General features: G+C 54.3%; 27 protein-coding genes. 14 read left to right on the top strand and 13 right to left on the bottom strand.

Annotated elements, in window-relative coordinates:
• Nucleotides 1–101: 101 nt before the first annotated feature.
• Together AM410_RS19700 and AM410_RS19695 are read right to left on the bottom strand one after the other, a co-directional pair.
• Nucleotides 102–986, bottom strand: coding sequence for an SDR family oxidoreductase (locus AM410_RS19700; RefSeq protein WP_014169994.1), 885 nt, complete (start codon nt 984–986; stop codon nt 102–104).
• A 64-nt stretch (nt 987–1,050) separates the two neighbouring features.
• Entirely contained in the window at nt 1,051–1,440 is a 390-nt protein-coding gene (locus tag AM410_RS19695) for a YdeI family stress tolerance OB fold protein (protein WP_020884197.1), read from the bottom strand.
• A 138-nt stretch (nt 1,441–1,578) separates the two neighbouring features.
• On the opposite strand from AM410_RS19695, the gene AM410_RS19690 reads away from it, so the two are divergent.
• From AM410_RS19690 to AM410_RS19675, 4 genes are read left to right on the top strand one after another with little or no spacing between them, the layout of a single operon-like run.
• Nucleotides 1,579–2,082 carry a hypothetical protein gene (locus AM410_RS19690; protein ID WP_032681048.1) on the top strand — a complete coding sequence of 168 codons (504 nt, stop codon included), beginning with the start codon at nt 1,579–1,581 and terminating at the stop codon, nt 2,080–2,082.
• A gap of 9 nt (nt 2,083–2,091) precedes the next feature.
• Nucleotides 2,092–2,538, top strand: a complete 447-nt coding sequence (locus AM410_RS19685; protein ID WP_020884195.1) for a DUF421 domain-containing protein — start codon at nt 2,092–2,094, stop codon at nt 2,536–2,538.
• An 11-nt stretch (nt 2,539–2,549) separates the two neighbouring features.
• Entirely contained in the window at nt 2,550–3,068 is a 519-nt protein-coding gene (locus AM410_RS19680) for a 2-oxo-tetronate isomerase (protein WP_014169998.1), read from the top strand.
• A gap of 17 nt (nt 3,069–3,085) precedes the next feature.
• Nucleotides 3,086–4,072 carry an SDR family oxidoreductase gene (locus AM410_RS19675; RefSeq protein ID WP_025204235.1) on the top strand — a complete coding sequence of 329 codons (987 nt, stop codon included), beginning with the start codon at nt 3,086–3,088 and terminating at the stop codon, nt 4,070–4,072.
• Here AM410_RS19675 and AM410_RS19670 read toward each other — a convergent pair whose 3' ends face one another.
• The 8 genes from AM410_RS19670 to AM410_RS19635 all read right to left on the bottom strand — a co-directional run bounded on the left by AM410_RS19670 (nt 4,073) and on the right by AM410_RS19635 (nt 10,602).
• Complete coding sequence (locus AM410_RS19670) at nt 4,073–5,698, bottom strand: alpha-amylase family protein (protein WP_108648300.1); 1,626 nt, start codon at nt 5,696–5,698, stop codon at nt 4,073–4,075. It abuts the gene before it with no gap.
• An 8-nt stretch (nt 5,699–5,706) separates the two neighbouring features.
• Nucleotides 5,707–6,717 (bottom strand): cytochrome d ubiquinol oxidase subunit II, encoded by a 1,011-nt coding sequence (cydB, locus tag AM410_RS19665; protein ID WP_047955589.1) that lies wholly within the window; start codon nt 6,715–6,717, stop codon nt 5,707–5,709.
• Nucleotides 6,717–8,120: a cytochrome ubiquinol oxidase subunit I gene (locus AM410_RS19660; RefSeq protein WP_020884191.1), complete on the bottom strand. Its 1,404-nt coding sequence runs from the start codon at nt 8,118–8,120 to the stop codon at nt 6,717–6,719. The genes cydB and AM410_RS19660 overlap by 1 nt, the downstream gene beginning before the upstream one ends.
• A 68-nt stretch (nt 8,121–8,188) precedes the next feature.
• A complete protein-coding gene (locus AM410_RS19655; RefSeq protein WP_020884190.1) occupies nt 8,189–9,061 on the bottom strand; it encodes a manganese catalase family protein in 873 nt (290 codons plus the stop codon).
• A gap of 16 nt (nt 9,062–9,077) precedes the next feature.
• A complete protein-coding gene (locus AM410_RS19650; protein WP_014170004.1) occupies nt 9,078–9,584 on the bottom strand; it encodes a ferritin-like domain-containing protein in 507 nt (168 codons plus the stop codon).
• A 25-nt stretch (nt 9,585–9,609) separates the two neighbouring features.
• A complete protein-coding gene (locus tag AM410_RS19645; protein ID WP_020884189.1) occupies nt 9,610–9,813 on the bottom strand; it encodes a hypothetical protein in 204 nt (67 codons plus the stop codon).
• Nucleotides 9,814–9,836: 23 nt separating this feature from the next.
• Nucleotides 9,837–10,331 (bottom strand): YciE/YciF ferroxidase family protein, encoded by a 495-nt coding sequence (locus tag AM410_RS19640; RefSeq protein WP_108648298.1) that lies wholly within the window; start codon nt 10,329–10,331, stop codon nt 9,837–9,839.
• A gap of 91 nt (nt 10,332–10,422) precedes the next feature.
• The gene (locus AM410_RS19635; protein ID WP_020884187.1) at nt 10,423–10,602 is read right to left on the bottom strand and encodes a general stress protein; all 180 of its coding nucleotides are present in this window, start codon (nt 10,600–10,602) and stop codon (nt 10,423–10,425) included.
• 644 nt (nt 10,603–11,246) lie between these two features.
• On the opposite strand from AM410_RS19635, the gene hglS reads away from it, so the two are divergent.
• Nucleotides 11,247–12,590 carry a 2-oxoadipate dioxygenase/decarboxylase HglS gene (gene hglS, locus AM410_RS19630; RefSeq protein WP_014170009.1) on the top strand — a complete coding sequence of 448 codons (1,344 nt, stop codon included), beginning with the start codon at nt 11,247–11,249 and terminating at the stop codon, nt 12,588–12,590.
• 42 nt (nt 12,591–12,632) lie between these two features.
• Nucleotides 12,633–14,138: a carboxylesterase/lipase family protein gene (locus AM410_RS19625; protein WP_108648296.1), complete on the top strand. Its 1,506-nt coding sequence runs from the start codon at nt 12,633–12,635 to the stop codon at nt 14,136–14,138.
• Here the strand turns inward: AM410_RS19625 and AM410_RS19620 are convergent.
• Nucleotides 14,110–14,967, bottom strand: coding sequence for a LysR family transcriptional regulator (locus AM410_RS19620; protein ID WP_047356516.1), 858 nt, complete (start codon nt 14,965–14,967; stop codon nt 14,110–14,112). The two genes, AM410_RS19625 and AM410_RS19620, sit on opposite strands and share 29 nt — an antisense overlap.
• Nucleotides 14,968–15,080: 113 nt before the next feature.
• Here AM410_RS19620 and AM410_RS19615 point away from each other — a divergent pair, with 113 nt between their 5' ends.
• The 4 genes from AM410_RS19615 to rimL all read left to right on the top strand — a co-directional run bounded on the left by AM410_RS19615 (nt 15,081) and on the right by rimL (nt 19,528).
• Entirely contained in the window at nt 15,081–16,250 is a 1,170-nt protein-coding gene (locus AM410_RS19615; protein WP_014170012.1) for a pyridoxal phosphate-dependent aminotransferase, read from the top strand.
• Nucleotides 16,251–16,260: 10 nt separating this feature from the next.
• Nucleotides 16,261–17,034, top strand: coding sequence for a transporter substrate-binding domain-containing protein (locus AM410_RS19610; protein WP_025204230.1), 774 nt, complete (start codon nt 16,261–16,263; stop codon nt 17,032–17,034).
• Between the two features lie 242 nt (nt 17,035–17,276).
• The gene (locus AM410_RS19600) at nt 17,277–18,932 is read left to right on the top strand and encodes a glucan biosynthesis protein D (RefSeq protein ID WP_025204228.1); all 1,656 of its coding nucleotides are present in this window, start codon (nt 17,277–17,279) and stop codon (nt 18,930–18,932) included.
• Nucleotides 18,933–18,979: 47 nt separating this feature from the next.
• Nucleotides 18,980–19,528 carry a 50S ribosomal protein L7/L12-serine acetyltransferase gene (gene rimL / locus AM410_RS19595; RefSeq protein WP_073396760.1) on the top strand — a complete coding sequence of 183 codons (549 nt, stop codon included), beginning with the start codon at nt 18,980–18,982 and terminating at the stop codon, nt 19,526–19,528.
• On the opposite strand, the gene ydcK is transcribed toward rimL, so the two are convergent.
• Complete coding sequence (ydcK, locus tag AM410_RS19590; protein ID WP_073396959.1) at nt 19,523–20,503, bottom strand: YdcK family protein; 981 nt, start codon at nt 20,501–20,503, stop codon at nt 19,523–19,525. The two genes, rimL and ydcK, sit on opposite strands and share 6 nt — an antisense overlap.
• Nucleotides 20,504–20,625: 122 nt before the next feature.
• Between ydcK and tehA the strand changes: the two genes are divergently transcribed.
• Entirely contained in the window at nt 20,626–21,627 is a 1,002-nt protein-coding gene (tehA, locus tag AM410_RS19585; RefSeq protein ID WP_073396763.1) for a dicarboxylate transporter/tellurite-resistance protein TehA, read from the top strand.
• Complete coding sequence (gene tehB / locus AM410_RS19580) at nt 21,627–22,220, top strand: tellurite resistance methyltransferase TehB (RefSeq protein WP_020884178.1); 594 nt, start codon at nt 21,627–21,629, stop codon at nt 22,218–22,220. The genes tehA and tehB overlap by 1 nt, the downstream gene beginning before the upstream one ends.
• On the opposite strand, the gene pepT is transcribed toward tehB, so the two are convergent.
• Complete coding sequence (gene pepT, locus AM410_RS19575) at nt 22,217–23,446, bottom strand: peptidase T (RefSeq protein WP_073396766.1); 1,230 nt, start codon at nt 23,444–23,446, stop codon at nt 22,217–22,219. The genes tehB and pepT overlap by 4 nt on opposite strands.
• 111 nt (nt 23,447–23,557) lie before the next feature.
• Here pepT and AM410_RS19570 point away from each other — a divergent pair, with 111 nt between their 5' ends.
• Nucleotides 23,558–25,153 (top strand): ABC transporter substrate-binding protein, encoded by a 1,596-nt coding sequence (locus AM410_RS19570; RefSeq protein WP_047744635.1) that lies wholly within the window; start codon nt 23,558–23,560, stop codon nt 25,151–25,153.
• A 135-nt stretch (nt 25,154–25,288) separates the two neighbouring features.
• Nucleotides 25,289–25,963 (top strand): DUF3313 domain-containing protein, encoded by a 675-nt coding sequence (locus tag AM410_RS19565; protein ID WP_020884175.1) that lies wholly within the window; start codon nt 25,289–25,291, stop codon nt 25,961–25,963.
• Nucleotides 25,964–25,979 lie beyond the last annotated feature (16 nt).

Genomic DNA, 25,979 nt, shown 5'->3' with positions numbered 1-25,979 from the left:
GATCTGTTTGAGTTACAACATGTTTTTTGGCAGGGGGGAGAGGAAGAACGTCCTTGTTCTTTTCGAGCATATTGAGAGCGTTACGTCAGTGTATAGCCGGGTTAAATCACGCCATCACCGCCGTCAGAGCACCATACCTGACCGGAGGTAAATGAACATTCATCCGAGGCCAGCGTGACATAGAGCGGTGCGATTTCAACAGGTTGACCCGGACGCCCCAGCGGGGTATCGCCACCAAACTCTTTCACTTTTTCCATCGGCTGGCCGCCGCTGGATTGCAGCACCGTCCAGTAAGGACCCGGGGCAACCGCGTTGACGCGTATTCCTTTTGGACCAAGCTGTTTCGCTAAGGATTTGGTGAACACCGCCAGACAGGCTTTTGTCTGGGCATAATCCAGCAGCACAGGGCTGGGCTTAACCGCCTGGACCGAGGAGGTATTAATGATAGAGGCCGACGGTTTCAGATGGCGCAGCGCCGCTTTGGTTATCCAGAAAGGCGCATAGACATTGGTTTTGAAGGTCGCGTCAAAATCTTCCGTGGTGAGCTCTTCAAGGGATTCACGGTATTGCTGACGACCGGCGTTATTCACCAGAATGTCCAGTCCCCCCAGTTTGGCCACCGCCTCTTCTACCAGATTCTGGCAGAACGTCTCGTCACGTATGTCACCCGGCAGCGCGACGGCAATGCGTCCTTCCGCTTTGATAAGCTCAATGACGTCAACCGCGTCTTTCTCTTCTTCAGGCAGATAGTTGATTGCGACGTCAGCCCCTTCACGGGCGTAAGCGATCGCGACTGCGCGACCAATACCGGAGTCACCTCCGGTGATCAATGCTTTCTTGCCGGCAAGGCGGCCATGCCCTTTATAGCTCGTTTCCCCGTGGTCGGGTACGGGTTGCATTTCTGATGCCAGTCCCGGCGGCGTTTGCGGTTGCTCCGGGAAAGGGGGTTGCGGGTAAGCGTTCTGACGTTGTGTAGTATCACTCATAGCTGACTCCTTAAGCCAAGGGGTGAGATTTGATGGATAGTTGCAGCGTTAACGCTTCGCTGAATTATTTCTGCAAATGATCGACGCGCACGACAGGCGGCGATGATTTCTTATCAAGCGATCCGTTGATACTGATCATCTGATCGGGTTTTACTGTTCTGCCGTCGAATACTGCCTGGGGAATAATAACGTCTATTTTTCCGGTTTTATCCTGGAATACAAACTTATCGCCGCTACCGTCAATAAGGTTTCCGCGTAATGAAATAGTCGCACCATCATGCATTTCTTTTGCATGATCGATGGTCATAATTCGTGCGTCATCGGTTCCACGATAACCGCTATCCAGTGCGTGCGGCGGTGGCGGTGCTTCACCCTTTTGTAACCCGCCGTTATTATCTGCCCATGCGGCCGGTACCAGAAATATCAAAAAAGCGGAAATAAGCGATAATTTCATCTGATATCCTTCATTTTGTGTGTCTTGACTTATTAAGTATTGTTGCTATTCCTTTATGTGGCAAATGTGATAAGTCTTAAAAAAATTCGCTTTTGAAATCAAAAATATCGGTTAATAAGCGAAACGGTGATAGCCGCCATGAAGCGTCAAAGTGATAAGTTACCTGGGATAGATGAGAATTACCGATTGCTGACGTTTGAATATGGATTTCGTCAGGTGGGTTTTATTGTCCTGCTGGCCATTATCGTTGCGGCGATAGCGGGCTTCTTTTCAAGCGGAGTGGTGAGTGATACGCAAAGAACAAACTCGGCAAAGTCGCTGACCATCAACTACGAGCGCTTTGGCCGACGCCAGACGGAGTCGAAGATCCACCTTTCATTTCCGGTCAGAACAGAAGGGAAATACACCCTGAGTGTGACCAGCGAGAGCAACGATGTTTACGAGCCAGGAAGCGTTTGGCCGCAACCGGACAGCATGTTCAGTCGCGGGAATACGCTCTTTTTTGTTTATAACAACCTGAAAATGTCCGACAACTTCTCTGTCTTACTCTTCACGACCCCTGCACGCGCAGGTAAATGGGACAATGTCGTTCGCATAAACAACGAGCCGGAAATCCCTTTCTGGCAATTAATTTACCCGTAGGAGGCTGATATGGATATGGTCTTTCGTGCGCTGGCTATTTACCTGTTCCTCGTCGTGGTATTTAAAGTTGCCGGACGGCGCGCTTTGCTGCAGATGACCAGCTTTGATCTGATTCTCCTGTTAATTATCAGTGAGGCGACGCAACAGGCGCTGCTCGGGGAAGATTTTTCGGTCACCGGCGCAATGATTACCATTACCACGCTGGTGGTAGTGGATATTATCTTTGGGATAATGAAAAAATATTTCTCACCGGTAGAAAATATTCTTGATGGTACTCCGGTAATATTGGTTGAGAACGGCGTGCCGTTAGCAGATAAACTCAAAAAAGTCGACGTTTCCTGTGATGATATTCTGGTATCAGCACGCCAGAATAATGGTGTTACGCAGCTGAGTGAAATTAAATATGCCATTCTTGAGCGCAATGGCCATATTTCAATCATTCCTTTTGAGAAGTAAGAGGCCACGAAATGAGCAACCTTCACCATGATAACAATTATACCGTCGCCGAACTGACCAAAAAAGTGGCGAGCAAATTGACAGACCTAGGGCTTCGCTTAACCACGGCAGAATCCTGCACTGGCGGAAAACTCTCCGTCGCCCTTTGTGCCGAAGAGAACACGGCCGAATTTTATGATGTCGGCCTGGTCGTGTTCAGTGACGGCGCAAAAGAGCGCATTCTGGGCGTGCGTCCTGAGACCCTTGAACGGTATACGGCCGTAAGTGAACAGACGGTAACCGAAATGGCCGCCCGGATCCTGGAGATTGCCCAGGCGGATGTCAGTATTGCCATCAGCGGTTATGCCGGGCCAGAAGGGGGCGACGATGGCACGGCGGCAGGGACCGTTTGCTTCGCCTGGAACCTTCGCGGACACACGGAAACCCGTACCGTCCTGTTTTCCGGCGACTGCCAGGATGTGGTAGAGAAGGCGGTGCAGTATTCATTGTCTGAATTAGTGACCAGATTATCCGGCTGGGATAACGAGTAAATTAACGCGGAGGTTCTATGGCTGTGATTGTCATTACCGGCGGTACGGCGGGTGTGGGAAAGGCAACGGCGCTGCACTTCGCAAAGGCAGGCTACGATGTGGGGATTATTGCCCGCGATGAGACAAGCCTGCACTCGACCCAGGAGGAGTTAACGCGTTTTGGCGTCAAAGCCTGTGCGGTACAGGCGGATGTCGCCGACAGCCAGGCGGTGGTGGACGCGGCAAACGAGATTGAATATCGTCTCGGCGCGATTGATGTGTGGGTTAACAATGCGATGGGTGCGGTGCTGGCACCGTTTCGTACCCTGACGCCGGATGAATTTCGCCGCGTCACTGACGTGACCTATCTTGGCTTCGTAAACGGAACCCGCGCCGCGCTGGAATTGATGGTGCCACGCGATCGCGGCGTGATTATTCAGGTCGGGTCCGCGCTGGCCTACCGCTCGATCCCGTTGCAATCGGCCTACTGCGGCGCCAAAGCGGCGATTCGGGGATTCACCGATGCGGTGCGCACGGAACTGATGCATGAGAACAGCCGGGTGCAGCTTTCAATGGTGCAGATGCCGGGGCTGAATACACCGCAGTTTGACTGGGCAAGAAACAAATTCGCCTGGGCTATGCGGCCGGTTCCGCCGGTGTTTGAGCCTGAAGTTGCCGCGAGCGCGATTTTTAAGGTCGCGCAAAAACCGGTGCGCGAACTGTGGGTGGGCAGCAGTACCATTCAGTCGATCGTCGGACAATTCCTCTTCCCGGGTTTCCTGGACCGGCTAATGGTGAAGAAGGCCTGGGAAGGTCAGATGACTGACGATCTGAATGACCGGGATCGCCAGGATTATCTCGACCAGCCGGTCAACGACCTGCATAAAATCCATGGACGTTTTACCCCGGAAGCGAAAAACCGCGCCACGGCGATCACGTCAGGTGTGCCCGGGAAAGTCCTGTTAGGCTCCCTCGCGGTGGCGGGCGTTGTGCTGACGCGGCTGATGACCCGGCGTAAAAGGTAATCAGCGCAGCGCGCTACGGTTAGTCCAGAACCAGCGATAGCCGTAGCCGCTGAGGGTAAGCTGGACGGTTTTGCCACAGATCAGCGCGTCGTCATAGCGTTTATCCGCCAGGCAGGCGGTCCAGGTGGCGTGACGGATCCCGCGGGCGGTAAACTGGACCGGCTTGTCGCTAAAGTTAACGAAGGTCAGGATACTGCGCGCTTCGGCTTCGTAATAAATGCCCAGTACCGCGTCATCATCAATATTGATGAGACGAAACGGTGCGACAGCAATCTCCGGAAATTCAGAGCGCGTATTGGCCATGTCGATGATCCGGTGCAGCAGGGAATTGCGGTGCAGCAGGGAATCGGCCACGTTGATTTTCTGATAACGCCAGGGACCGCGAACGATGATCGGGGCGATAAACCGCTCAGGATCCGCTGCTGAAAAGCCACCGCCTTCTGACCCCGCCCACTGCATTGGCGTACGCACGGCATAGCGCTCTTCCAGCGTCAAATCATCACCCATGCCAATCTCATCGCCGTAGCGCATGACCGGCACGCCCGGGAGTGAGAAGAGCACCGCGTGGCAGAACGCCAGCCGTTTTTGATCGCCCTTTAACATCGGTGCCAGACGGCGTCGTATCCCGCGCTGGTAGACGTTCATCTCTTCGTCAGGGGCGAAGGTGTCGACCACAATCTGTTTCTCTTTTTTACCGATCCCTTCCAGATCTAACTCATCGTGGTTGCGCAGCCAGTTGGCAAAGCAGCACGAGTCAGGCGGGACAATCATCTTCTTTATGGCATTGCGCAGCGGTCGGGCGCTTTTCCTGGCAAGGCTGACGTAGAAATACTTATTGAGCCAGAAATTCAGCACCAGATTCAGACGGTTATTTTCGCCGAAATAGTCTTTATACGCCTCCACGTCGACGTCCACCTCACCGAGCAGGATCGCTTCCGGATTACGTGCTTCAATAAGGCGGCGCATATGCTCCAGGATCCATAACCCCTTTTTCTCGTCACCGCCGCCTGCCTGCGCGGTCAGGTGCGTTGCGGCATCAAGGCGAAAGCCCGACACCCCGAGCTTGAGCCAGAAGAGGATAATATTTTCGATCTCGTTGAGCAGCGCGGGGCAGGTCAGATTCAGGTCGGGCTCGTGGTGATAGAACATATGTCGGTAGTATTGCCCGGCCTCGTCATCCCATGTCCAGACGCTCTCTTCCACGCCGGGAAACATCGGGGAGGTATCGTCCTCGTTATTATCCGACCAGATGTAGTAGTCACGAAAAGGTGAAGTTGGGTTGCGGCGAGCCTGCTGAAACCACGGATGGGCGTCCGAGGTGTGCTGAATCAACAGCTCAATAATGACCTGCATACCCAGCTCCCGAGCCTGTTCAATAAAGGCGATAATGTCGGCCAGCTTTCCGAAGCGAGGATCAACCTGCAGATGGTCGCTGACGTCGTAGCCTTCATCCAGAAACGGGGTGAGGTAGAAAGGGGTGATCCAGATAACCGTCGCCCCCATGCGGCGAATGTAGCGCAACTTTGCGCCAATCCCGGCGATGTCCCCGCAGCCATCGCCGTTTAAATCATAAAAGAGTGCAGTATCAATCTGATAAATAATGGCTCGGGTATGCCAGTCTGCCATAGTTCACCTCAGTGATAACCTTCCGTGTCGGAAACTTTGCCCCGGAAAACGTAGTAGCTCCAGGCGGTGTACACCAGAATCACCGGAATAATCAGTAACGTTCCGACCAGCATAAATAGCTGGCTGGCCGGTGGTGCCGCAGCCTCCCACAGGGTAATGCGCGGCGGAATAATATTAGGCCACAGGCTAATGCCCAGACCGCTAAATCCGAGGAAGATCAGCCCAAGGGTCAGCAGGAAGGGACGCGAGTGGCTGGCCGGGTTGCGTGTTAGTCGCCAGATCCACAGGCTAAACACGCCTACCAGCAGGGGAACCGGCAGGAACCAGATGAAGTTGGGGAAGGTAAACCAGCGGTCGGCAACGTACTGCCAGCCGAGCGGCGTCCAGATACTCACCACCGCGATCACCACCACCAGCGCCAGCAGCACGTGCCGGGTCAGTTCACGCATGCGGTTTTGCAACGCACCTTCACTTTTCATGATAAGCCACGTGGTACCGAGCAGGGTGTAGGCCACAACCAGCCCGATGCCGCAGAAAAGATTGAAGGGCGTTAACCAGTCAAGGGCGGAGCCGACAAAACGCCGGCCCTCAACGTCAAAGCCGTTAATCACTGCTCCCACCACCACCCCCTGGCTGAAGGTGGCAAGCAAAGAGCCGCCGGCGAAGGCGTAGTCCCAGAATTTGCGGTGCGAAGGCGTTGCCTTAAAGCGGAACTCAAAGGCCACGCCGCGAAAGATAAGGCCAATTAACATGGCGGTAAGAGGGATGGTCAGCGCATCGATAATCACCGCATAGGCCAGCGGAAACGCGCCGAATAACCCCGCACCGCCGAGCACCAGCCAGGTCTCGTTGCCGTCCCACACCGGCGCCACGCTGTTGACCATTACGTCACGCTCTCTGGCATCGCCCACGAAGTTAAAAAGCAGCCCGATGCCCAAATCAAAGCCATCCATGATGATATACATCAGCGTGGCGAACACGATGATGGCAAACCAGATAACTGAGATATCGACGCCCATCAGTTTCTCTCCTGTTCCGGAACAGACTCAGCGGCAGACAGCGGACGGGCAGGGGTGCCCGAGGTATTTGACGTCAAGGTATCAACGGGCTGCGGACCTTTCTTGATAAGCCGAATCAGGTAGACGTAGCCCACGCCAAACACCGACGAATAGACCACAAAGAAGGCCAGCAGGCTGATGCTCATCTGCAGCGTACTGTGCAGCGAGACCGCGTCGATCGTGCGCAGATAGCCATACACCACCCACGGCTGACGACCCACTTCGGTGGTGACCCAGCCGGCCAGCAGCGCCAGTAGGCCCGCCGGTCCCATGCACAGCGCGAACCAGTGGAAGGGCCGCGACTGGTAGAGTCGATGGCGATAGCGTAGCCAGACGCTGACCAGACCCAGCGTGATCATCAGCAGACCCATGCCGACCATAATGCGGAATGACCAGAAAACAATCGGTGAGTTCGGGCGATCTTCTTTCGGGAAGTCTTTCAGTGCCGGGACCTGTTTATCCAGGCTGTGGGTCAGAATCAGACTGCCAAGGGCAGGAATTTCCAGCGCGTAGCGGGTGCGCTCCTGCTCCATATCCGGCAGGCCAAACAGCAGCAGCGGTGTCGCTTCGCCTGGCGGGTTCTCCCAGTGACCTTCGATGGCGGCAATTTTGGCCGGCTGATGTTCGAGGGTATTCAGGCCATGCATATCACCGACGACGGCCTGAATGGGCGCGACCAGCAGGGCCATCCACATCGCCATGGAAAACATGGTGCGTATCGCGGGCGTGTCGTTACCGCGCAGCAGATGCCATGCGCCCGACGCTCCCACAAACAGCGCGCTGCTCAGGAACGCGGCGATAGCCATGTGAATGAGACGGTAAGGGAAGGAGGGGTTAAAAATGATGGCCAGCCAGTCCTCCGGAATGACCTGACCGTTCTGAATACTGAACCCCTGGGGCGTGTGCATCCAGCTGTTGGAGGCGAGGATCCAGAAGGTGGACATCAGCGTACCCAGCGCGACCATACAGGTCGAGAAGAAGTGCAGGCCCGGGCCGACCTTGTTCCAGCCGAACAGCATCACGCCAAGAAAACCGGCTTCGAGGAAGAAGGCGGTTAAGACTTCATAGGTCAGGAGGGGGCCGGTGATACTGCCGGCAAACTGTGAGAATCCGCTCCAGTTTGTGCCGAACTGATAGGCCATGACCAGACCGGAAACGACCCCCATACCGAAGTTAACGGCAAATATCTTTAGCCAGAAATGGTACAGTGAGCGCCACACCTCATTTTTGGTGCGAAGCCACATCCCTTCGAGCACCACCAGATAGCTGGCAAGACCGATGGTGATCGCCGGGAATAGAATATGGAACGAGACGGTAAAAGCGAACTGGATTCTGGCGAGGTGAAATGCGTCGAGTTCGAACATGGTCCGTACCTCTGGAACTGTTGCGCACGAGGATTGCCAGGCAGTCCGGGGCTGCCTGGCAAAATCGGTTACGGTTTTTTCTTCCCGGCACCCAGTTCGGCGCCGGTCAGCGGGTCGGAATGTGGATCGGACTTCGTGCGGGCCGACATCGCTTTGACCAGCGTGGCCTGTTCGGTCGTCAGCGTCACGCTTGCACTCCCGTCTCCGCCGTCAACGGCAGGTTGGGGGGATTCAACGTAGTCGAAATGTTTATCGCTGTTCCAGCTTCCGCGAACCTCTCCACCTTCAGACATATTGTAGTACTTGTTGGTGTATTCCTCGATTGGCGGCAGTTTTCCCGGAGGGAAATTATTACGAATGGACTGAAGCGCCTTCTCAAAGGAGAGCTGATGCGCCGCCTCACGCGTCATCAGAAACGCCAGCGCATCCTTCACGCCCGGATCGTCCGTGACGTTAATCAGCCGTTCATAGATGATCTTCGCTCGGGCCTCGGCAGCCACATTCGAGCGCAGATCGGCGGTCGGCTCGCCAATGGTGTCGACATAAGCCGCCGTCCACGGCACCCCGGCGGAGTTGGTCAACGGAGTACCGCCACCGTAAAGCAGGGAGGTGATATGGCTGTCGTTACCGTTTTCGGTCATGGACCGATACAGCTCGGCTTCATTTTCCACGCCCTCCGCCAGTGCGCCTTTAGCCCCTTTATTAAGCATACCCACCAGGGTACCGATAATTTCAAGGTGGCTTAACTCTTCGGTCGCGATATCCATCAGCATATCTTTACGACCCGGGTCGTCATCACTCAACCCCTGAGTGAAGTAACGGCAGGCGGCGGCCAGCTCGCCCTGAGGACCGCCGAATTGTTCCAGTAATAAATTGGCAAGGCCGGGGTTCGGTTCGGCAACCCGAACCGTATATTGTAATTGTTTGACGTGTCGAAACATGTCTTCTCTCCTGAGGTTATTTTTTTGCTTCGACACCGGATGCGTCTGAACGCAGCAGGAACTGTTCGGTGGTCTGTGGAATGTGGCGAATCAGCCAGTCGGCCATCTCGCGCTCTTCCGCCAGGATACTTTCGATGGCGGGCACGGAAGCCATGTCGCCCGCTTTTTTGGCCGCGGCCAGCAGGGAGGTGTAGCAGGCTATTTCAAACTGTTCGAAAACATAGCCGCTGATAGACCCTTTGACGATCTCATCAGAAGGGAACATCCCGCCAATGGACTGTCCGAGCGCCGCCATTTTACTCATCGAATCTTTTAAAACCGAACGAGAAATATCATTACGGTCGAGGATCTCTTCCAGTAAGGTAATTTGTCGCTTTGTTTCACTAATATGCTGCTCAATTCTGGCGCGAACATCGGGATAATTATCGATACGGCTGGCCATGGATTCCAGCATAGATTCGGCTTGCTTTTCCATCGCATGGGCATCGCGTAGCCAGTCATGGTAGTGTTCTACGTGATTCATTATAATGTCCTCATTATGGTGTCGCTTATTTGGTCTCACTCTCAGCAGCCTGATCGGCACGCGCAGCACTGTAGCCAGATAAATGGCCGACAATATTGGCGTAGATACTGATGATAATGACCCATAGCACGCTGCTCTTCCACCATAAAACGGAAGGGATAGCGAGTATGAACCATATTATTGCTGCCGTTAAATGGCACCGTTTAATAGTCCTGGGACTGATGCTCATTTTATTTAACCTTTGCTATAGCGTCATTTTTGCGCTTTTTGGTTAATATTGCCTACGGCCAGGTCGGTAAGTTTAAGATCGGTTTCTTTCTCTTCTTCCAGCGTTTCTGCCAGAAGTTTAACGGCTTTTTTATAGCCCAGTTGTTCTGCTAATGTGGCGAGGGTACCGTAACTGGCAATTTCGTAATGCTCCACTTTTTGTGCTGCGGCAATTAATGCGGCGTCACGCACCTCATTTTTCTCGGTGCTCTCGATGACCTCATTGGCCTCTTCAATCAGGCCTTCCATTGCTACGCACTTCATACGTTTGAGCTTAAGGCCAGATTCATGCTCGATAATCTGGTCGATACGCTCAATCTGTCCCTGCGTCTCTTCAAGGTGTGCACTAAAGGCTGCGCTCAGTTTTTCACTGGAGGCAGCACGAGCCAGTTTGCCGAGCGCGCGGGTCAGCTGCTTCTCAGCGCTGTAGGTATCGGACAGGAGGTGAATAAACACATCTTCGACACTTTTCATATTCATCATTACGCTCCGGTAAAAAAAAGAAGGGGTACTGCGAGCCTGGAGGCCCGCAGCATGCTCTCTGTTTTAAATAAAAGAGATTTACATCAGATCAGGAGTTTTTACGGCCACCACCGTGGCTGTTTTCTCCTCCTTTCTTACCTGCTTCAGATGCGCGTTGCGGATCGTTTTTAAAATTACCGCCGCTGTGCTGGCCACCTTTACGTCCAGCTTCTGATGCTTTTTCACGGTCTTGTGCGAAATTACCGGAACCACCACGATGCTCTGCCATATTAAACCTCATATATTGGTTATGTCAGTTAAGATACGAAAATATTCCGTATCACTCGTCGTTCGAATAATAACTTTAGTCGGTGTTTCATATTCGTCAAATATGTTTTGTAAACCATCGCTTCGTTGCTGAGATATTTCTGATGGTTAACGCTTCGGTTAATATGAATATATTCTTGATGGCTTGCGGTTAACTGCCTGTCTTCATAGAGTTAATCCGCGAGCCGCAGGGGATAACTGTTTTTCTTGCATTGTTTATGCCTGAAGCGCGTGCGGCAGTCTAAAAATTACAGACTAATCTTAAGGAGAAATATTGAAAATCCGCTTGTTGCGTTAACGAAATAAGATATATGCCACTAATATTTGTTTTTAATGAGATATTACCTCTTAAGATCATGCTATTTATTACCTCTTAATGGTTAAGCGATGAGGTTATTAATAATACAGTTTGATCAGAAAACGCTTTATTTAGAGAAGGTGAATCTACATTTAGAGAAGGTGAATCTGCCAGGTCATATGGGTGTCAGGGCAGGCCAGCACACGCTTTAACCACTCCTGTCTTAAGATCACAAATCGGAAATTCTTCCCCCCAGAGGGAACGGGTTTCTCTACACTCCAGGTAATATTCACTGGAGGCATGACATCATGGCGAACACCATCACGGCTGATGATATTCGGGAACACTTTTCGCAGGCTATGTCGGCGATGTACCAGCAGGAAGTTCCGCAGTACGGCACCTTGCTCGACCTGGTTGCGGACGTAAACCTGGCGGTTCTGGAAAATAACCCACTATTACATGAACAACTGGCGAACGCGGATGAACTGGCGCGCCTGAATGTGGAGCGTCACGGGGCGATCCGCGTGGGTACCGCGCAAGAGCTTTCGACCTTGCGTCGTATGTTTGCCATTATGGGGATGTACCCGGTCAGCTATTATGACCTCTCTCAGGCGGGCGTGCCCGTCCACTCCACGGCGTTCCGCCCGGTCGATGATGCGGCGCTGTGCCGAAATCCGTTTCGTATCTTTACCTCGCTGCTGCGCCTCGAATTGATTGACAACGTCGTCCTGCGTGAGCGTGCCGCGGAGATCCTGTCTCACCGCAATATCTTTACCCCGCGTTGTCTGGAGCTTATCGCGCTGCATGAGGCAGAAGGGCACTTTACGGATGCGCAGGCGCAGGCGTTTGTGCAAGAGGCGTTAGAAACCTTCCGCTGGCATCGTCATGCGACGGTCGACCAGGAGACCTATCTGGCATTGCATAACGAGCACCGACTGATTGCGGATGTGGTCTGTTTCCCGGGGTGCCATATCAACCACCTCACGCCACGTACGCTGGATATTGACCGGGTGCAGGAGCTGATGCCGAAGTACGGGATTGAACCCAAAATTCTGATTGAAGGACCACCGCGCCGCGAGGTTCCCGTATTACTGCGCCAGACCAGCTTTAAAGCGCTGGAAGAGCCGGTGCTGTTTGCCGGGGAGCATACAGGAACGCATACCGCGCGCTTTGGCGAAATTGAACAGCGCGGCGTGGCGCTGACGCCAAAAGGTCGTGCGCTTTATGACAGCCTGCTTGCAGAGGCCGGTACCGGTAAAGACAACATGACGCACCAGCTCCATTTGCGCGAGATCTTCAGCGCCTTCCCGGACAGCGAATTGTTGATGCGCCGTCAGGAACTCGCCTATTTCCGCTATCGCCTGACGCCATCCGGGGAAGCGCATCGACATGCGTTTCGTCCGGGAGACGATCCACAGCCGTTAATTGAGCGCGGGTGGGTTGTCGCTCAGCCGATCACCTATGAAGATTTCCTCCCGGTCAGTGCCGCAGGGATTTTCCAGTCGAATCTGGGCAATGAAACCCAGGCGCGTAGCCACGGTAACGCCAGTCGCGACGCGTTCGAAGCGGCGCTGGGTTGCCCGGTGTACGATGAGTTCATGCTCTATCAGGAAGCTGAAATCCGCAGCAAACAGCGTTGCGGTTTGCTCTGAAATCGTTACTCTTCTGGGGTGTGATGGAAACAGAAGGTTGTTATGCAAAATCCCTCCGCCCCTGTGATTGAAACGCGCCAGGGCGCACTGTCTGGTTTAACGGATGAAAACGTTCATCTCTGGTGTGGTATTCCCTATGCTGCGCCTCCCGTTGGCAACTGGCGCTGGCGTTCGCCACGGCCGCCTGAACGCTGGGAGGGGCTGCGTCTGGCCACCGCTTTTTCGCCTTCAAGCTGGCAGAACAGTGAGTATTGCCAGGCGTTAGGCGGCGGCGATCCCGGCCGGTTCTCAGAAGATTGTCTGTATCTTAACGTCTGGTCACCCGTCGAGCGCCCGACGCCGCTTCCCGTCATGGTCTGGCTGCACGGCGGGGGGTTTACCATTGGCGCGGGTGGCCTGCCGCCCTATAACGGTAAGGCGCTGGCAACGCGCGGCGTGGTGGTTGTGACGATCAATTACCGTCTTGGTCACCTTGGCTTTTTTGCCCATCCCGCGCTGGAGGGAGAAGAAGACCGGGTGGTGCATAACTTTGCGCTGCTGGATCAGATTGCCGCCCTTGAATGGGTTCGGGAGAATATTGCCGCTTTCGGTGGCGATCCTGACAACGTCACCCTGTTTGGCGAATCCGCCGGCGCGCGCAGCGTGCTGTCGCTGCTGGCGTCTCCGCTGGCGAAGGGACTCTTCCACAAAGCGATTGTGCAAAGCGGATACACCCTGCCGGATACGCCACGGGAACAGGCCCTGCAAAAAGGGGAAGCGCTGGCGGCGCATTTCGGCCTTGAGAAGGCGTCAGCAGAACAGTTACGTGCCATTCCCCCCGAAGCGTTCTGGCCGCTGGCCGCGCCGCTGAACATCGCCCCGGCACCCATCGTCGGAGACTGTGTTCTGCCGGAATCAATGCTCGATGTGTTCTTTGCCGCGCGTCAGCATCCTGTTCCGGTAATGATTGGGTCGAACAGTGACGAAGCCAGCGTGATGGCGGTATTTGGTATCGATCTCGCCGGTCAGATCCAGAAGCTTCGCCGTGAACGTCGCTTTGGACTGGGGCTGATCAAACTGCTCTATCCGGGTGTGAAAGGGGATGTGGAGCTTGGCAGGCAGGTGTGCCGGGATATGGCTTTTACCACCATGGGATATGTGGTGATGCAGGCCCAGCAGCGCGTGGGCGGCTTGTGCTGGCGTTACTGGTTCGACTATGTGGCGGAAGCAGAGCACGCAACCTATATCAACGGTGCCTGGCACGGTAATGAGGTGCCGTACGTGTTTGACACCCTTGGTGAGATTGAGCCTTCCTGCCACTACGTTAATGCGCGAGACCGGCAATTCGCAGCGCAGGTTGCAGATTATTGGGTGAGTTTTGCGCGTGACGCCGGTCACCGGGAAAGTCTTCCTGGCCCGACGCACTGGCCGGCCTGTCGAAAAGGAAGGGACGTGCTGCTACGTATCGGCGTGAATAAACATGCAGGTTTCAGGCTTGAAAACCGCTTTATGCGCGCGCGCATGAGCCTCTTTAAGCGCGTTATGAAACACCATGTGAGCCTCGACTGAGCAGGCAGGCGCGAAACGCCGCCAGCCCATTTTCCTGGCCAGGCGATTCGCGCAGAACCAGTCTGTAGCTCGCACCCGTTTTAATGCTGCTCGCAAAAGGCCGCGCCAGCCTCCCGGCGCGGACATCTTCTTCCACCAGCGTTTCGTCAGCAATGGCCACCCCCAGCCCCTGAATGGCGGCCGTGATGGCAAGGTCCATCGTGTCGAAGTGTTGATTTTTGTGCATAACAACCCCCGGGCCTTCCTGCTTCGCCAGCCACAATGACCAGTCTGTCTTATCCCGTGTCGGGTGAAGGAAGGTTAACGCACCCAGTTCGCAACCTGCTCGCAGGGGGCTCATTACCGGGGTTAACGCCTCTTCAAACAGCAGATCGCCCGCGCTCATATGGGTGCCAAATACAATGGCCGCGTCGTAAGATTCCGTTTTGAAATTGACGTTATGGTCGGTGGTAGTGGTCAGTGCGATCTGCAGATCCGGCTGCTCACGCTCCACCTCCAGCAGACGAGGCACCAGCCAGCGCATGGCGCAGGTGGGTGCTTTGAGTCGGATCACGGTTTGCTGGGTACGGGCCCGATCGGCCAGGGTCAGCAGCGTTTCAAAAGTGGATTGCAATTCCGGAAGCAGGGCGCTGCCCTGTGGGGAGAGGCGCAGGCCGCGCGCATGGCGCTCGAACAGCGGAAAGCCGAACCACGCTTCAAGGGTGGCGATTTTGCGACTTACGGCTCCCTGCGTCAGACAGAGTTCTGTTGCGGCATGGGTCAGATTCAGATGACGCGCGGTGACTAAAAAGGCGTCGATGGCATTAAGCGGGAGCGAACGGCGCGACATTAAACACCTCAGGTATGCGTTTTTCTCATGGCTATTATGACAACAATTCGATTGTCCCGACAACTGACTTGTTGTTTGAATAGTTATGCATTCATCATGAGAAAGGAAAGAGGATGACGTTACACACTCCGGTGCACACCCGTTCCAAATTACCCGATGTGGGAACCACGATTTTTACCGTTATCGGCCAGCTCTCCGCCCGGCATAACGCCATCAATCTTTCTCAGGGTGCACCCAATTTTTCCTGCGATCCCAAACTGGTCGCCGGGGTGACCCGGGCGATGGAGGCAGGGCACAACCAGTACGCGGCAATGACCGGCCTGCAGCCGCTTAAAGAGCGTATTGCGGATAAAATTGCCACCCTCTACGGCACGCACTATGACCCGGCCAGCGAAGTGCTGGTCACCGCCAGTGCCAGTGAAGGACTCTATTCGGCGATCAGCGGGCTGGTGCACCCGGGCGACGAAGTGATCTACTTTGAACCGTCGTTTGACAGTTACGCCCCGATTGTTCGCCTGCAGGGGGCCACGCCGGTTGCCATTAAACTGACGGTGCCGGATTTTGCCGTCAACTGGGATGAAGTCCGTGCGGCGATCACCCCGCGTACGCGCATGATTATCATCAATACCCCGCACAACCCGAGCGGGCAGGTCTTCTCAGCAGAGGACCTGCAGCAGCTGGTGGCGGTGACCCGCAATACCGATATCATTATTTTGTCTGACGAAGTGTACGAACACGTCGTCTTTGATGGTGAACCGCACCACGGTATGGCGACACATCCGCAGCTGGCGGAGCGTAGCGTCATTATCTCTTCTTTCGGAAAAACCTATCACGTGACCGGCTGGCGTGTGGGTTACTGTGTTGCTCCGGCGGTACTGATGGATGAGATTTGTAAAGTCCATCAATTTCTGATGTTTTCGGCCGATACGCCAATGCAGCATGCGTTTGCAGAGCACATGATTGACCCGCAAACCTGGCTGTCGCTGGCGGCGTTTTATCAGCGCAAACGCGATCTGCTGCAAAGTTTGCTGGAAGCATCACCGTTCAGACTCTTGCCGAGCGCCGGTTCGTTTTTCCTGCTGGCCGACTACAGCCAGTTTAGCGATGAGCGCGACAGTGAACTGGTGAAACGGCTGATCGTTGAGTATGGCGTAGCCACCATTCCGCTGTCGGCGTTTTATGCGGATGGTACGGATAATAAATTGATTCGTCTCTCTTTTGCGAAAGATGAGGCGACGTTACGGGCAGGTGCCCAGGCCCTGTGTCGGGTTAAACCACGCTAAGGAGTTGGAGATGAAATTACGCGCGTTAGTTGTCGGCATGGGATTGCTGTGTACGTTTTCGTCATTCGCGGCCACCGAACTGCGGTACGGGCTGGAGGCAGAATATCCGCCGTTTGAAAGCCGAAATGCTGCTGGCGAACTGGAAGGGTTTGACGTTGAGCTGGGCAATGCCATCTGCAAAGCCGCAGCGCTGAAATGCACCTGGGTTGAAACCTCTTTTGATGCGTTAATACCGGGCCTGGTGGCGAAGAAATTTGATGCCATTAACTCGGCGATGAACATCACCGAACAGCGACGTAAAAGTATTGATTTTACCCAGCCGATTTACCGCATCCCGTCGCAGCTCGTCGGCAAGGCTGGTACCGCGGTAGAGGCAACGCCCGCAGGGCTTAAGGGCAAAACCATCGGTGTCCTGCAGGGCTCTATTCAGGAAACCTACGCGAAAGAGCACTGGGAAAAGCAGGGTGTCACCGTGGTGTCTTATAAAGATCAGAATATGGCCTGGGGCGATCTGCTGAATGGCCGTATCGACGCCTCGCTGGTCATGTCCGCGGCCGGGCAGGCAGGTTTCCTCAGCAAGCCGCAGGGGAAAGGGTTTGGCTTTATCGGCAAACCGGTGTCGGACGACACTATCCTCGGCAGTGGGATCGGCTTTGGGTTGCGTAAAGGGGACGAGGCCACCAAAAAGCAACTAGATGCCGCAATTGATAAAGTGCGTGCCGATGGCACGATCGCTAAACTCGCTGATAAGTACTTCCCAGGTATCGATGTCAGCGTAAAATAACCGCCTCATTTGCCCCGACTGACGATGTCCAGCCGGGGCATTTTTATACACGTCTTTATACCTTTCTTTACACCTTTTTCGGGTCGTTCTGGTCGACAGAAAATATTTCGCACTTTGTACAGATAATCGCCGCCCAACAATTGGATTCTTAACCATTTTTGTTTAGGCTGTGCGTTCTTTCTTGCCGTCATTTCGCCGAGTGCGAAACACATTCACACGACCATAAGGACGTTTTTCCAGGCATGAATCGCAGACGTTTTCTAAAAGGCTCGCTGGCAATGGCAGCCCTGAGCGGCACAACTGGCCTTGCTTCCCTGTTTTCCAAAGCGGCTTACGCTGCTGACTCTGACATTGCTGACGGTCAGAGCCGTCGTTTTGACTTCTCCGTACTGCAATCCATGGCCCATGACCTGGCGAAAACCCCGTGGGGCGGAGCACCGCGACCGTTACCGGACACGCTGGCGACCATGACGCCGCAGGCCTATAACGCCATCCGTTACGATGAAAAACAGTCACTGTGGAATAACATTGAAGGCCGTCAGCTGGATGTGCAGTTCTTCCATATGGGCATGGGTTTCCGTCGCCGCGTGCGCATGTTCTCGCTGGATCAGTCAACGTCACAGGCGCGCGAAATCCACTTCCGTCCTGAGCTGTTCAGCTACGGTGAAACCGGTGTTGATACGAAGCAGCTGGAAGGGCAAAGCGATCTTGGGTTTGCCGGTTTCCGCGCCTTCAAGGCACCAGAACTGGCGCGTCGTGATATCGTCTCATTCCTGGGCGCGAGCTATTTCCGTGCGGTTGATGATACCTATCAGTATGGTCTTTCCGCGCGGGGTCTGGCGGTGGATACCTTTACCGACACGCCGGAAGAGTTTCCTGACTTCACCGCGTTCTGGTTCGAAACCGTCAAACCGGGCGACACCACCTTCACCGTCTATACGCTGCTGGACAGCCCAAGCATCACCGGTGCGTATAAGTTCGTGATCCACTGCGAGAAGAGCCAGGTGATCATGGAGGTGGAAAACCATCTCTATGCGCGTAAAGACATTAAACAGCTCGGCATTGCGCCGATGACCAGTATGTTCAGCTGCGGTACAAACGAACGCCGCATGTGCGATACCATCCACCCGCAAATTCATGACTCCGACCGTCTCGCCATGTGGCGCGGTAACGGGGAGTGGATTTGCCGTCCGCTGAACAACCCGCAGAAGCTGCAGTTCAATGCGTTTGTGGACAAAAACCCGAAAGGGTTCGGCTTGCTTCAGCTCGATCGCGATTTCTCGCATTATCAGGACGTCATGGGCTGGTATAACAAACGCCCAGGCCTCTGGGTGGAGCCGCGTAACGACTGGGGTAAAGGTGCGGTTGGCCTGATGGAGATCCCGACAACGGGTGAAACACTGGATAACGTGGTCTGCTTCTGGCAGCCAGAAAAACCGGTGAAAGCGGGCGATGAGCTGGACTTTAAATACCGTCTTTACTGGAGCGCCATGCCGCCGGTCCGTTCCCCACTGGCGAATGTCTTCGCGACCCGTACCGGTATGGGTGGGTTCCCGGAAGGCTGGGCGCCGGGCGAAAACTACCCGAAAGTGTGGGCCCGTCGCTTTGCTATCGACTTCGTCGGGGGCGATCTGAAAGCTGCCGCGCCAAAAGGCATTGAGCCGGTCATTACCCTCTCCAGCGGTGAAGCGAAGCAGGTTGAGATCCTCTACGTTGAGCCGTTTGACGGCTATCGCATTCTGTTCGACTGGTATCCTACCTCGGATTCGACCGAACCGGTGGACATGCGCCTGTTCCTGCGCTGTCAGGGGGATGCGATCAGTGAGACCTGGCTGTATCAGTATTTCCCGCCTGCGCCGGACAAACGTAACTACGTTGACGATCGCATCATGCGTTGACCATTTATTCCCTCTCCCCGGCGGGGAGAGGGTGACGGGAAGGGACCATGACCGCCACTGAATCTGAAATAATCCCGGTGACTGACCATCTCGAGCTTCGCGCCGTCGAAGAGCGCTATACCGCCGATTTGCACAACATGGTCATCAGAAACAAAGCCTGGCTGCAAACCGCCTTTGACTGGGCGCAGCATGTGGGCACCGAAGATGACACCCGTCGTAATGTGCTGAGTAATCAGATGCTGCACCAGCGCGGCTACGCCAAAATGTTTCTGATTTTCAAGGATGAGGACCTGGTCGGCGTGCTGTCGTTTAATGCGATTGAACCCGCCAACAAAGCCGGATACATCGGTTACTGGCTGGACGAGGCGCATCAGGGACAGGGCATTTTGTCGCAGGCGCTGCAGGCATTTATGCGCTATTACGTCGAGCGAGGCGAGATCCGCCGTTTTGTCATTAAGTGTCGGGTGGCGAATAAACCCAGCAACAACGTTGCTCTGCGCAACGGTTTTACGCTGGAGGGGTGCCTGCGGGAAGCAGAATTTCTGAATGGTAATTTTGACGATGTGAATATCTACGGCAAAATTTACCCGCTATAACGCCCCCAACAGAGGCGTACGGGTGATGCGCTGGTCGCCGTTAATCACCTTTTCTCCGCGCAGGTGGATGTTATCACCGGCAAAAGCCTCAATCACCGCATCGTCGGTGATTTCAACCCGATGTTCAATAAGCACATCGCCGCTGATGCGCGCCCGTCCCTGGATCACGACCTTATCGTCAAGCAGGATAGGGCCGCCGCGCAGCCAGGCCTGACCGCCAATCAGGACGTGGTGTTTAATGACACAATTTCCTTCCACCACCGCGTTTTCAGCCACCTGAGAGCTGTAGCGGACGGTAGGGATGGCATCGTCGTCAAAACCGGCAATGACGCGGGCGTTACCGTACACTTTTGCGCAGTCACATACCCAGACGTTATTGAGATCGTTGCCTTCGAGGATGGCGCTGTCGAAAACTTCCGCCCGGTGTTCAACGAAGGCATAATTAACCATTGCCTCGCCGTAGATTTGCGCCTGATGCACAACACGTGACTGGCTCACCGTCGCCTTGTCATAAATTTTCAGGATCTGCTCATGGTCCGGCGTAAGCCCTTTGGCAGCAATCACCACGCTGTTATGAAGCACCCGCGCCTCGCCGAAAATATGGCATTCGCCGCGTACGCAGGATTGCTGTATCGTGACGTTGTCACTTATGCGCGCGCCGTGACTGACCTCTGCGCCGTCCAGCCAGCAGTTGTCGCCAATCTGCGCGTCATGACTGACGATGCAAGGCAGGGTAAGGCGCGCGTTGCCGGATACCGTCGCACCGGCAAAGACGACGCTGTTTTCATCGTAGATCCAGCAGTCGCCTTCGTGCGCGAGGGCGCTCTCATCTTCAACCCAGCCGCCTTTCGTGCCGCTCACGATGTCGTTAAAATTCGCCGTGGCAATAATCTGTCGTAACGACGTCGTGTGCGTTGTCTCGCCGTTTTTCCATTGCCAGAGGCGGGTGTCCTCGCTGAGCCTGTACTTTTTCATCATGGAGTCTCGGGTAAGCGTCTCCACTAAACGTAGCAAACTTTCGGCGTTTCGTAGTGCTGGCATCCGTCGCGGAAACCCCTTAAAATGGCATTTAAAATACATTTTAAAAATTCAAATTAATGAATAAAAATAACAACGCTCAACAAGTGCTTAACCTGCCCGCGGGTTACTTCGGTATGGTGCTTGGCATCATTGGGATGGGGTTCGCCTGGCGATACGCCAGCACGCTCTGGCCCGTGACGCGCTGGCCTGGTGAGAGCCTGGTGGCCCTTGCGATTGTGATTTGGTTTTTGCTGACGGTGGCGTTTATCGCCCGGGCGATCCGTTTCCCGCGAAGTGTGCTGGCCGAGATGCGCCACCCGGTGATGAGCAGTTTTGTCAGCCTTTTTCCCGCCACAACGATGCTGGTCGCCATCGGTTTTGTGCCCTGGCTGCGCCCGGTGTCACTGGTGTTATTTGGCGTCGGGGTGGTGATACAGCTGGCTTATGCTGCCTGGCAAAGCGCCGGATTATGGCGCGGTAACCATCCGCAAGAGGCCACCACGCCGGGGTTATATCTGCCCACGGTGGCAAACAACTTTATCAGCGCCATGGCGTGCGGCGCGCTGGGGTTTAACGATGTCGGGCTGGTGTTTCTCGGGGCGGGCGTTTTTTCCTGGCTCAGCCTTGAGCCGGTGATTTTGCAACGACTTCGTAGCGCCGGGGAGTTGCCTTCCGCGCTGCGAACCTCGCTGGGTATTCAGCTGGCTCCCGCGCTGGTGGCCTGCAGCGCCTGGTTTAGCGTCAATGGCGGTGAGGCGGATACATTTGCCAAAATGCTGTTCGGCTACGGCCTGTTGCAACTGCTGTTTATGTTACGGCTGATGCCATGGTATTTGTCCCAGCCGTTTAACGCCTCGTTCTGGAGCTTCTCGTTTGGCGTGTCGGCCCTGGCCACCACGGGGCTTCATCTGGGGCAGAGCAGTCCGTCGGGCTTTTTCCACGCCATTGCCGTCCCACTGTTTATCTTTACCAATGTCATCATCGGGATGCTGCTGGTACGAACGTTTATCTTGCTGATACAGGGCAAACTTCTGGTGCGCACTGATAAAGCGCTGCTTATGCAATCTGAGGAAAAATAATGGCTGTTGATGAAAATTACTTCACAGAGAAATATGGCTTAACCCGTACGCACTCAGAAGTGCTGTACAGCGCGGGCATTGTGAAACCGGGTAAAACGCTGGATCTGGGCTGTGGTAACGGGCGTAACAGCCTCTATCTGGCAGCCAACGGTTACGACGTGACCGCGTGGGATAAAAATCCCCTGAGTATCGATAATATTGAGCGTATCAAAGCGGAAGAAGGCATCGTAAACCTGCAGACGGCAATCAAAGATCTGAACAACCTGAGCTTTGAGGGCGAATACGATTTTATTCTCTCTACCGTGGTGCTGATGTTCCTGGAAGCGAAAACCATTCCGGGCCTGATCGACAATATGCAGCGCTGCACCAGACCCGGCGGTTATAACCTGATTGTTGCCGCGATGGACACGGCGGATTACCCGTGCACCGTCGGCTTCCCGTTTGCGTTCAAAAGCGGTGAACTGAGCAACTACTACGAGGGCTGGGCGTTGCTCAAGTACAACGAAGAGGTGGGCGAACTGCACCGCACCGACGAGAACGGTAACCGCATCAAACTGCGTTTTGCCACGCTGCTGGCGCGCAAGCCCGCTTAACGGGCGGCCAACAGGCAGAGCTGCAGGGCTGTGTTGTATGAGGCCTCGAACGACGACAGCGGCAAAAACTCAAACTTCGAGTGGAAGTTATGCGCCCCGGTGAAGAAGTTTGGCGTGAGCAGGCCTTTTGCCGAGAGCGCCGCGCCGTCAGTACCGCCGCGCATTGGCGTCGGTTTGGGCGTGATCCCAAGGGATTTCATGGCCTCAAACATCAGGTCGATAGCGCGACGATCCTCACCAATCGCATTGCTGATATTGCTGTAGGTATCTTCAATGCGATACTCCACCTTTGCCGTAGGATGCTGCCCGGCAATCAACGCCGCGACATCGGCAATCTGCTGCTTGCGGGCGGCAAACTGTGCTTTATCGAAATCACGGATATTCGCTTTTAAGACGGCCTCGTTTTGCCCCGCCTGAATGCCGTTAAACCAGATATAGCCTTCACGCCCCTCGGTGCATTCCGGGGTTTGCTGGCGGTCAAAATGGCTGATGAAGTCTGTCGCCATCAGCAGTGGGTTAACCAGCACGCCTTTGGCGGACATGGGGTGAGCCGTTACGCCGGTAAAGCGAATTTCTGCCGCCGCGGCGTTGAAGTTCTCGTAAACAATCTCACCCAGCTCACAGCAGTCGATGGTCCAGGCAAAATCAACGTCAAAACGGTTTAGATCCAGCGCCTTCGCGCCACACAGGCCGATCTCCTCATCCGGCACAAACGCGACCACAATGTCGCCATGCTGGTGTTCTGGCGTCAGGTTTTCCAGCAGCGTCATGACCACGGTGACGGCGGCTTTATTATCTGCGCCTAATACGCTGGTCCCGTCGCTGAAAATAATCTCTTCACCCGGGTAAGCCAGAATTTCTGGATGCTCTTTTACGCGTAACCAGATTGATTTCTCTTTATTCAAACAGAGGTCTTCACCCGCAAATTTTAATATTTGTGGATGAATATCCGGTGATAAACCGACATCGACGGTATCAATATGGGTAATAAAACCGATGCGTGGCGCCCCGGCTACATTACCTTTTTTAACCGCAGTAACCGTCGCGTATTCATCAATCACAATATCGTCTAAACCCAGCTTCGCCAGCTCCTGGGCCAGCTCACGCGCCATGTCGTGCTGGCCCGGCGTAGAGGGAAGGGTGTTCACTCTGGGATCGCTCTGGCTGGTGATGCCGAGATAGCGGAAGAAGCGGTGCGTTAATTGTCTGGAGAGTGCCGAGCCCATAGTGATTCCTTCTGTATTTATTTTTCAGGTGTTTGCTACATCACTTTAATGATATTTATGAAATGGCAAAAGAATTAATTAGCCGTCGAATTAAAAAGACAGGAATAAATGATGAAAAGCAAACTCACAATGTTAACGCTGGCACTTGCTGCGCTCACGGTCAGTTCCACCGTCGCGGCAAAAACGCTGGTGTATTGCTCTGAAGGATCGCCGGAAAACTTTAATCCTCAGTTATACACGTCGGGAACCAGCGTGGATGCCAGTGCCGTGCCGGTCTATAACCGGCTGGTCGATTTCAGGGCGGGTACAACGGAACTGGTCCCGAGCCTGGCGGAACGCTGGGAGGTGAGCGAGGACGGCAAGGTTTATACCTTCCATCTGCGTAAAGGGGTGAAATTCCAGAGTAATAAATCGTTCAGGCCGACGCGCGACTTTAACGCCGACGACGTGATTTTCTCATTTATGCGCCAGAAGGATGTAAACCATCCCTATCACAACGTCTCTAACGGCAGCTATTCCAACTTCGAGAGCCTTGAGTTCGGTAGCCTGATCACGGCCATTGATAAAGTCGATGACCACACCGTGCGCTTTACGCTCGCTCATCCGGAAGCGCCGTTTGTCGCCGATCTGGCGTGGTATTTCGCCTCGATCCTGTCGGCGGAGTATGCCGACGCGATGCTGAAAGCCGGCACGCCGGAAAAGGTGGATATGGACCCGATTGGCACCGGGCCGTTTAAGCTGGCGCAGTACCAGAAAGATTCGCGCATCCTGTTCACTGCGTTTCCGGAGTACTGGCAGGGCAAATCGAAGCTGGATCGACTGGTGTTTAGCATCACGCCCGATGCCTCGGTGCGTTTTGCCAAAATCGAGAAGAACGAATGTCAGGTGATGCCGTTTCCAAACCCGGCGGACCTGCCGCGCATGAAGGCTAACAAAGACATTAATCTGATGAGTAAAGCCGGGCTGAATACCGGTTTTCTGGCCTTCAATACGCAAAAACCTCCGCTGGATAACGTGAAGGTCCGCCAGGCGCTGGCAATGGCCATCAATAAGCCGGCCATTATTGACGCGGTATTCCACGGCACCGGCACGGCGGCGAAAAACCTGCTGCCACCCGGCGTCTGGAGCGCCGACAGCGAACTGAAGGATTACGACTACGATCCGGAAAAAGCGAAAGCGTTGTTGAAGGAGGCTGGTTTTGCAAACGGCATCAGCATCGATTTATGGGCGATGCCGGTTCAGCGTCCCTACAATCCGAACGCAAAACGGATGGCGGAGATGATTCAGGCCGACTGGGCGAAGGTTGGCGTCCAGACCAAAATCGTCACCTATGAATGGGGCGAGTATCTTAAGCGGGTGAAGGGCGGTGAACACCAGGCCGCGCTGATGGGCTGGACCACCGCAACCGGGGACCCGGATAACTTCTTTGGTCCGTTATTTACCTGTACTTCGGCTAACGGTGGATCTAATTCCGCCAAATGGTGCTACAAACCATTTGATAAAATTATCGCTGAAGCGAAATCGATAACTGATCATGATAAACGCGTGGCGCTGTATAAAGAGGCCCAGCAGATGATGCATGACCAGATGCCGGCAGTAATGATTGCCCATTCGACGATTTTCGAACCGGTGCGCAAGGAAGTCACGGGCTATGAAATCGATCCGTTTGGCAAGCATTTGTTCTGGCAGGTTGATATTAATCAGTAGTTTTTCTCTGCCCGGCGTTCAGTCGGGCAATCTTTTCGCAATTTGTGCTGCTTACATCATTTTTTGTCACAACAAACCCGCCAGACTTTTGCTATAACTTCAAATGCATACTTGCAGATAACATGGAATACCATCATGCGTACTCACACTTTTTTTAAAGTTGCAGTGCTTTCTGGTCTGTTGGCGTTAGCGGGCTGTTCGTCTAAAGTCGCCGCCCCCGAACAATATTCAGGCTTTTTAAAAGATTATTCTGGATTGCAGCAAACAACGTCCGCAACGGGTAAACCGACGCTGCGTTGGGTCGACCCGTCGTATAACGAGGCAAATTACGACAGTATTTTATGGACGCCAATCACCTATTATCCAGCGCCAAAACCAACGACCCAAATTGGTCAAAAAACGCTTGATGAGCTTCTGGCTTATACCAACACCAAAATGAAAGCGGCAATCAGCCAGCGTAAACCTGTTGTTACGACGCCAGGTAAACACAGCCTGATCTTCCGCGGTGCGATTACCGGTGTGAGTTCACAGAAAGAAGGTCTGCAGTTCTATGAAGTAGTGCCCGTCGCGTTAGTGGTTGCAGGTACGCAGATGGCAACGGGGCACCGCACCATGGATACCCATCTCTTCTTCGAAGGCGAGCTGATTGATTCGGCCACGAATAAGCCGGTCATGAAGGTCGTGCGTAAAGGCGAAGGTAAAGAGCTGGCGAACGAAAACACGCCAATGGGCTTCGCAACGTTAAAACAGGTTGTGGATGACATGGCGACGGATGCCACCATGTTTGATGTTAAGAAAACCGCGAAATAATCAAAACGGCCTGCAG

The sequence above is a fragment of the Enterobacter cloacae complex sp. FDA-CDC-AR_0164 genome (assembly GCF_003071645.1).
In the GTDB taxonomy this organism is placed as follows: Bacteria; Pseudomonadota; Gammaproteobacteria; order Enterobacterales; family Enterobacteriaceae; genus Enterobacter; species Enterobacter ludwigii.
This window is presented reverse-complemented; position numbering and strand designations above follow the sequence as displayed.